The sequence below is a fragment of the Tropicimonas sp. genome (genome assembly GCF_047971885.1).
GTDB lineage: Bacteria > Pseudomonadota > Alphaproteobacteria > Rhodobacterales > Rhodobacteraceae > Tropicimonas.
Genome location: NZ_JBKEAE010000129.1, coordinates 1 through 7458, shown reverse-complemented (window position 1 = coordinate 7458; position 7458 = coordinate 1). Strand labels below are relative to the sequence as shown.

The window sequence follows — 7458 nt, the reverse complement described above, 5'->3', positions numbered from 1 at the left end:
CAGCGCCACCCGCGCCAGGAACAGATCGGCATCGCGCACCATCAGGCGGCGCGGCAGAATACCGATGGAGCCTTCGAGGACGCTCATATGGACGTCCATTTCGAAGCAGTCTATATCCTCGCCTGCAAGGAGCGATTTTGCAAAGGCGATGACGGTCGGGTCGTTGGTGCGCAAAACCTCTTTCATGGAACCGACTTAAGGGTATCTCCCTTGCGTTGTCGAGACGAAGTGACGGGGCGGTGATGAGCCTGGACGAAACATCGGAAAAGCCGCACGACCGGCTGGCGCGGGCACTGGCGGGCGATCTGGACCGGGTCAACGACCTGATCCGTGAAAGGATGGCATCGGAGAACGCGCCGCGCATCCCCGAGGTGACGGCGCATCTGGTCGAGGCAGGCGGCAAGCGGCTGCGGCCGATGCTGACACTGGCCACCGCCCGGATGTGCGGCTACGAGGGCGATCATCACCTGAAACTGGCAGCGACGGTCGAGTTCCTGCACACCGCCACCTTGCTGCACGACGACGTGGTGGACGAAAGCGCGCAGCGGCGCGGACGGCCGACCGCCAACCTGCTCTGGGACAACAAGTCCTCGGTTCTGGTGGGGGACTATCTGTTCGCGCGCTCGTTCCAGTTGATGACCGAGACCGGCAACATGCGGGTGCTCGGTATCCTGTCGGACGCTGCGGCGGTCATCGCCGAGGGCGAGGTACTGCAAATGGTGGCCGCACGGGATCTGGCCACCGACGAGGCGGTCTATCTGAAGGTCATTCGTGGCAAGACGGCAGCGCTTTTCGCCGCCGCAGCCGAGGTCGGCGGGATCGTGGCTGGCGAAAGCCGCGAGGCGACCGACGCGCTGCGCACCTATGGCGATGCGCTCGGCATCAGTTTTCAGATCGTCGACGATCTGCTGGATTATGGCGGCGATACGGCCGCGACAGGCAAGAACGTGGGCGACGATTTCCGCGAGCGCAAGCTGACACTACCGGTCATCAAGGCGGTGGCGCTGGCCGACGCCGGGGAGCGCGCCTTCTGGATCCGCACGATCGAGAAGGGGCAGCAGGAAGAGGGCGATCTCGAACGCGCGCTGTACCTCCTGGCGCGGCATGGCACGCTGGAAACCACGCGGGCCGAGGCGATCGGCTGGTCGGGCCGGGCCAAGCAGGCGCTCGGTACCCTGCCGGCCGGCGATATCCGCGACATGCTGATCGATCTGGCCGATTACGTGGTCGACCGCATCCGCTGAATCCGGCTTCAGGAAAGAACGCTCGGCACTACCCACCAGCCGGGTTGCGCGCGTGCAATGCCGGCGGCCGCCGCCGCTGCTGTACCGGCATCGCCGAAAAGCGCGAAGCAGGTAGCCCCCGAACCCGACATCCGCGCCATCCTGCAACCCGTCTGCGCCCGGAGCGCCGCAAGCAACCCGGCGATTGGCGGTGCGATTGCGATCGCGGCCTGTTCGAGGTCATTGCGCTGCGCCTTCAGCCATTCGATCAGCGCATCCGGGTCGCGGCTGGCGGGAAGCGGTTGCATCGGTGCGTTGTGCCGGCTTGCGAGCGCGGCAAAGACAGCGGGTGTCGATACGGCGATGCCGGGGTTCGCCAGCACCGCTGGCAGTGGCGCCAGCCCGGCGACGGGTTCGAGCGCCTCTCCCACGCCCGACATACGCAAGGCCCGCCCGGCGAGGCAGGCCGGAATGTCGGCCCCGAGCGAAAGGATCCTCTCCGGATTCGGAAGCGGCTGGTTCCACAGGCGTGACAGCGCCCTGAGTGCCGCCGCCGCATCGGCCGATCCGCCACCGATTCCGGCGGCAGCCGGCAGGTGCTTGGTCAGTGTCAGCGCGGCTCCGGGCCCGTCCATAAGCTGCGCCGCAGCAAGCACGAGGTTGCCGCCATCCACCGGAACGCCCGCCGCGCGCGGTCCGTCCACGCTCAGCGAAAGCGACGGGGCCGGGCGGGCAAGCAGGCGGTCGCCGACATCGGCAAAGACGACCAGCGAATCGAGAAGATGATAGCCATCGGTCCGCCGGCCGGTCACATGCAGTGTCAGGTTGACCTTGGCCGGGGCAAATTCCTCAACCGCGGTCATCGACAATTGCAAGCGGCTCGGCGCCTTCGTCCTCAAGCACCTGATCGAGCCCGATGTCGAGCTTGCGCCGGATGCGCCCCGCCTCTTCCGGCTCCGGGTTGAAGGAAAGCGCCCGGCGCCACTGGAACCGCGCCTCAATCCTGCGTCCGACCGCCCAGTAGGCATCGCCCAGATGATCGTTGACCACCGGATCGACGGCCATCAGTTGCGCCGCGCGTTCGAGATTGATCACCGCATCGTCGTAGCGACCGAGGCGAAACTCGGCCCAGCCCAGCGAATCGATAATATAACCGCTGTCGGGTTCTTCCCTGACGGCCTGTTCGATCATGGCGAGCGCCTCGTCGAGGTTCCGCTCCATCTCGACAAAGGAGTACCCGAGATAGTTCAGCACCTGCGGCTGGCCGGGGTTGAGATCGAGCGCCTTGCGGAAATCGGCCTCGGCCTGGTCCCAGCGCTTTTCGCGCTCGTGGGTGATGCCGCGCGCATAATAGACGATCCACTGCCCCGGTTCGTCCTTGTCGAACAGCGCAATGGCCGCGTCGTAGGCCTTCGACGCCTCGTCGAAACGATCCGCCTGCCGCAGGCTGTCGCCGAGCGTGATCTGGACGATCGGCATTCCGCCATGTGCCTTGGCAAGGTTCTGCAACACCTCGATCGCCGCTTCACGCTTGCCCGCATCGCTCAGCGCCGCGGCGCGGCCGATCTCGGCGATAGGAAAGCCGGCGTCGCCGGCAGGCACCCGGTTATAGGCTTCGGTCGCCAGATCGTATTGCTTCTGCTTCTCCAGCAGTCCCGCCGCCAGCAGGATCGCATCCACATGACCCGGCCTCAGGTAATCGGCGGCGCGGGCGTAGATCAGGGTATAGCTGTCGGCGGCCTCGCCTTCGAGCGCGTCGGCAACGGTATAGAAGACCTCGGCCACCCCGTCCTGCACGCTGCCGATCTGGGTGAAGGGCACCTTTTCGCCTGCGGCGAGCCGGTCAGCCAGTGCCTGGAGGCCGGAATCCAGATCCGTACCCCAGCCGGTCCTGATCAGTTCCAGCGCCGCCGGGTTGCGGCCAAGCTGGCTGAGGACCTGACTGTGGGCAAACGCCCCCCGCCGGGTCAGCCGCAACGGCGCGCCGCCGTCGCCGGAGAAAATGATCTCGGCACCTTCGAAATCGCCGGCTAGCGCCAGAGCCAGCGCCTTGTGATAAAGCCCGAAGGCGGTGAGGCCGGTGGTTTTGGATGCCTCGTCGAAGGCCGCCATTCCGGCCTCGACCTGTCCGGCGCCGACAAGGCTCCAGCCCCGGATCAGCCCGTCGACCAGCGGCCCGACCGAAAGATCGCCGTCGATACCGTCGATGACGGTCTGATATTCCTCGTCGTTCAGCGCACCGACAAGCAGTGCCATGTTGGCGATCTGGCTGTCGAACCCAAGGCCCTGCATCTGCCGGGCGACAGGTCTTGCCGCCTCGAACTCGCCCAGCCCCATATTGGCCAGCAGTGCGCTTTCCTGCAGCGACGGGTTATCGCGGTCGCGCGCCAGCGCCCGCGTGTAATAGTCGGCAGCGGCGCGATAGTCGTTCTCGGCACCGGCGTGGCGCGCGGCGAGATAGGCCCCCGAGAATCCCGGCCCGGGATCCTGCGCCACGGCGGGAAAGCTCAGCGCAAGGCCGAGCGCGACGAAAAGTCGGAGCGAAGGGAAACTGGGCAAGGAGGGGCCTCGTCATCGGTTGCTGGAACGGACCCTAGTCTGCGCGCGCGCCGTAAACAACCATATCGGCGGCCCCGACGGCCCCGCCATGTCTGCATGACGTGATCGTGAGCGCCCGCGCCGGCCCCGCTCACATGTTGGGATAGTTCGGTCCGTCGCCGCCCTGCGGTACCGTCCAGGTGATGTTCTGGCTCGGATCCTTGATATCGCAGGTCTTGCAATGCACGCAGTTGGCGAAGTTGATGACGAAGACCGGCCCTTCCTCGCCGCCATCGACAAATTCGTAAACCCCGGCAGGGCAGTAGCGCTGCGAGGGGCCGGCATATTCTGGCAGATTCACCTTCACCGGAATGTCAGGATCGGCCAGCTTCAGGTGGCAGGGCTGCGTTTCCTCGTGATGGGTGAAGGAATAGGCGACGTTTGTCAGGCGGTCGAAGCTGATCGCGCCGTCGGGGCGCGGATAGTCGATTGGCCTGAACTTCGCCGCCTTGCCGGTGGCCTCGGCATCGCTCTTGCCGTGTTTCATCGTTCCGAACGGGCTCCATCCGGTGAGCGTGTTGGCCCACATGTCGATCCCGCCCAGGCTCAGCCCGCCCAGCAGGCCGTATCTCGACCACAGCGGCTTGACGTTGCGCACCGGCTTCAGATCCCTGCCCACCGGGCCGCTGCGCAATGCCTGATCGTAGTCGTTCAACTCGTCGCCGGCCCGGCCCGCCGCAATGGCCGCATGTGCCGCCTCGGCCGCCTGTCTGCCGGAATGCATGGCGTTGTGAATGCCCTTGATCCGCGGCACGTTGATCAGGCCGGCCGAACACCCCAGCAGCACGCCGCCGGGAAACGCCGTTTTCGGGATCGACTGCAATCCGCCTTCGGAAATCGCCCGCGCGCCATAGGCCACACGCTCGCCGCCCTCCAGCAGATGGGCCACCAGTGGGTGATGCTTGAAACGCTGAAACTCCATGTAGGGAAAAAGATAGGGGTTCTGGTAGTTCAGGTGCACCACGAAGCCGATGCAGAGCTGATTGTTCTCCATGTGATAGATGAACGAGCCGCCGCCGGCGTTGCCACCCAGCGGCCAGCCCATGGTGTGGGTCACCGTGCCCTCGCGGTGCCTGGCCGGATCGATCTGCCACAACTCCTTCATCCCCAGGCCGAACTTCTGCACGTCCGATCCCGCGTCCAGGGCGTATCTGGCGATGATCTGCTTGGCGAGCGAACCGCGCACACCTTCGGAGATGAACACGTATTTCCCGTTGAGGATCATTCCCGGCTCGTAATGCGGCCCCGGCGTTCCGTCGGAATTACGGCCAAACTCGCCAGCGACAACACCCTTCACCTCTCCGTTCTCGCCGGTGACGATTTCGGAGCAGGCCATGCCGGGAAATATCTCGACCCCGAGAGCCTCGGCCTGTTCGGCCATCCAGCGGCAGACATTGCCAAGGCTGACGATATAGCAGCCGTGGTTGCTCATCAGCGGTGGCATCGCGAAGTTCGGCAGCCGCATATCGCCGCCCTCTCCGATCACGCGGAACTCGTCGCGCCGGACCGGCGTATTGAGCGGCGCGCCCCTTTCCTTCCAGTCGGGGATCAGCGCGGCGAGTCCGACCGGGTCCATCACCGCCCCCGACAGGATATGCGCGCCAACCTCGGACCCCTTCTCCAGCATCACCACGCTCAGGTCCGGATCGAGTTGCTTCAGGCGGATCGCCGCCGACAGCCCGGCGGGGCCCGCCCCGACGATGACAACGTCGTAATCCATTGCTTCACGTTCGATCTGGTCCATGGATACCCCCGCTGCTGGCCCCGGCTTGCGCGTATTTCCGCCTTTGCCATGGGTAACGGACGAAAAACTTCGCCGTCAATCGGAACGCGGCATCACATTGACGCAGCGCAGCGAAAAATCGCGTGGCGGCGGTGCCGGTTCCCGGGGCGCGCGCCCTTGACAATTGGCACTGCGATTGGATTAAGGGCGTCTAATCCACTCCCCAAATCTCAACCCTGCAGGGACCACATGGACAAGATACCGATGACCCGCGCGGGTTTCACCGCGCTCGAAGAAGAGTTGCGCACCCTCAAATCGGTCGACCGGCCGGCGATCATCCGGGCGATTTCCGAGGCTCGCGAACACGGGGACCTGTCGGAAAACGCCGAATACCATTCCGCACGTGAGAAGCAGAGCTTCATCGAGGGCCGGATCAAGGAGCTTGAGGGCATCATCTCGCGCGCCAACGTGATCGACCCGTCAAAACTGTCCGGGCCGATCAAGTTCGGCGCCACGGTGACCATCGTCGACGAGGAGACCGACGAGCAGAGAACCTATCAGATCGTGGGCGAGCCCGAAGCCGATCTCGAGCGGGGGATGCTGAACGTCAATTCGCCGATCGCGCGGGCGCTGATCGGCAAGGAGGCCGGCGACAGTATCGAGGTCCGCACCCCGGGCGGGGAAAAGGGCTACGAGGTTCTGAGCGTGCGTTACATCTGAACTGGATCGTTCCTTGACCCCGAAGAAACGCCCAAAGGGGCCGCAGCAAGGTTTGCGTCCCGGTATTGCGCCCGAAATTCGCGTCGCGGGCCTGTTGACGATCGGCTGGTTCATGCTCTGCGGGCTGGCGCTGCTGCTGATCCCGTCGGGCGGGGCGGGTCCCGGCCCGGGGCTGCGTATCGCCGCTTTCGTCGCTGTCCTGCTTCCGGTGGCGCTGATCTGGCTGGCCGCGCTGACCGCTGGCGGTATCGGCCGGTTGCGCGACGAGAACCGGCACCTGCGCGCCGCGGTGCGCGAGATCGGCCGGGCGCCGGGCGAACCATCCGAGACCGACAACGCGCGCCGCAGCGCGCTTGAATTGCAGGTCGAGGCGCTTGCCCAGGCGCAGAAAAAAACCGAGGCCACGCTGGCGCGGCTCAATTCGGTCAACACGCGCCCCGCCCCTTCTGCCCGCCCGGCCGAACGCCCCGGCGGCCCGGCACAGCGCCGCGCGCCCGACCGCGACGTTGACCAGCCGGCGCTGGCGCTTGTGGTGCCGGCGCCCGAACCGGTGCCGATTTCGGTCGACGAATATATCCGCGCGCTCAATTTCCCGATGGATGAACACGATGCCGAAGGGTTCCGGGCGCTGGTGCTGGCGCGCAAGGATCACGCGGTTGCCGGGCTGCTGCGATCGTCGGAGGACGTTTTGACCCTGCTGGCGGAAAACGGTATCTACATGGACGATCTGGAACCCGACCGGTCGCGGCCCGAGATATGGCGCAGGTTCGCCCGCGGCGAACGTGGCGGCATGATTGCCGAGCTTGGCGGCGTGCGCGACCGCGACAGCCTCGCCAGGGCGGCCGGCCGGATGCGCGAGGACCCGGTCTTTCGCGATTGTGCGCACCATTTCCTGCGCCGCTTCGATCAGGCGCTGGGGCGCTTCGAGGAAATCGCGACCGACGAAGAGATAGTGGCGCTTGCCGAAACCCGAAGCGCCCGCGCCTTCATGCTGCTCGGCCGGGTATCGGGGAGCTTCGACTGATACCGGGGCCGTGAAAAATGACCGGTGTTGGCTACCGTGGGTCCGCTTTGAGCCCATTGTGACGGTAATCAACTGGCATGACGGAGGGCGGTGCCCGTCTGCCGGGTGGGCGCGCAGCGCTTGTGGTCTTCACTTCATGCCGGCCACGAACCTCCAACGTTCGTGCGCGC

7 protein-coding genes are annotated in these 7458 nt (G+C 65.7%); 3 read left to right on the top strand and 4 right to left on the bottom strand.

Annotation, left to right across the window (positions count from 1 at the left end; genetic code table 11):
• The coding region (locus ACK5IR_RS11085) for a DUF2007 domain-containing protein (protein WP_416928853.1) at positions 1-186 on the bottom strand (186 nt) is incomplete at its 3' end.
• A gap of 56 nt (positions 187-242) precedes the next feature.
• Here ACK5IR_RS11085 and ACK5IR_RS11080 point away from each other — a divergent pair.
• Entirely contained in the window at positions 243-1244 is a 1002-nt protein-coding gene (locus ACK5IR_RS11080) for a polyprenyl synthetase family protein (protein WP_416928851.1), read from the top strand.
• Between the two features lie 8 nt (positions 1245-1252).
• Here the strand turns inward: ACK5IR_RS11080 and ACK5IR_RS11075 are convergent, their stop codons facing one another.
• From ACK5IR_RS11075 to ACK5IR_RS11065, 3 genes are all read right to left on the bottom strand, one after another.
• Positions 1253-2086: a 4-(cytidine 5'-diphospho)-2-C-methyl-D-erythritol kinase gene (locus ACK5IR_RS11075; RefSeq protein ID WP_416928849.1), complete on the bottom strand. Its 834-nt coding sequence runs from the start codon at positions 2084-2086 to the stop codon at positions 1253-1255.
• Positions 2073-3782: a tetratricopeptide repeat protein gene (locus ACK5IR_RS11070; protein ID WP_416928847.1), complete on the bottom strand. Its 1710-nt coding sequence runs from the start codon at positions 3780-3782 to the stop codon at positions 2073-2075. Before ACK5IR_RS11070 ends, ACK5IR_RS11075 begins: the two co-directional genes overlap by 14 nt.
• A gap of 130 nt (positions 3783-3912) precedes the next feature.
• A complete protein-coding gene (locus ACK5IR_RS11065; protein ID WP_416928845.1) occupies positions 3913-5565 on the bottom strand; it encodes a 4Fe-4S dicluster domain-containing protein in 1653 nt (550 codons plus the stop codon).
• Positions 5566-5793: 228 nt separating this feature from the next.
• Between ACK5IR_RS11065 and greA the strand changes: the two genes are divergently transcribed.
• A complete protein-coding gene (gene greA / locus ACK5IR_RS11060; RefSeq protein WP_416928843.1) occupies positions 5794-6264 on the top strand; it encodes a transcription elongation factor GreA in 471 nt (156 codons plus the stop codon).
• Between the two features lie 52 nt (positions 6265-6316).
• A complete protein-coding gene (locus tag ACK5IR_RS11055) occupies positions 6317-7288 on the top strand; it encodes a hypothetical protein (RefSeq protein WP_416928841.1) in 972 nt (323 codons plus the stop codon).
• Positions 7289-7458 lie beyond the last annotated feature (170 nt).

Excerpts from the sequence above, each read along its gene's own strand:
- greA (WP_416928843.1), top strand. The coding sequence starts at position 5,794 with ATGGACAAGATACCGATGACCCGCGCGGGTTTCACCGCGCTCGAAGAA.
- ACK5IR_RS11080 (WP_416928851.1), top strand. The coding sequence starts at position 243 with ATGAGCCTGGACGAAACATCGGAAAAGCCGCACGACCGGCTGGCGCGG.
- ACK5IR_RS11065 (WP_416928845.1), bottom strand. The coding sequence starts at position 5,565 with ATGGACCAGATCGAACGTGAAGCAATGGATTACGACGTTGTCATCGTC.
- ACK5IR_RS11075 (WP_416928849.1), bottom strand. The coding sequence starts at position 2,086 with ATGACCGCGGTTGAGGAATTTGCCCCGGCCAAGGTCAACCTGACACTG.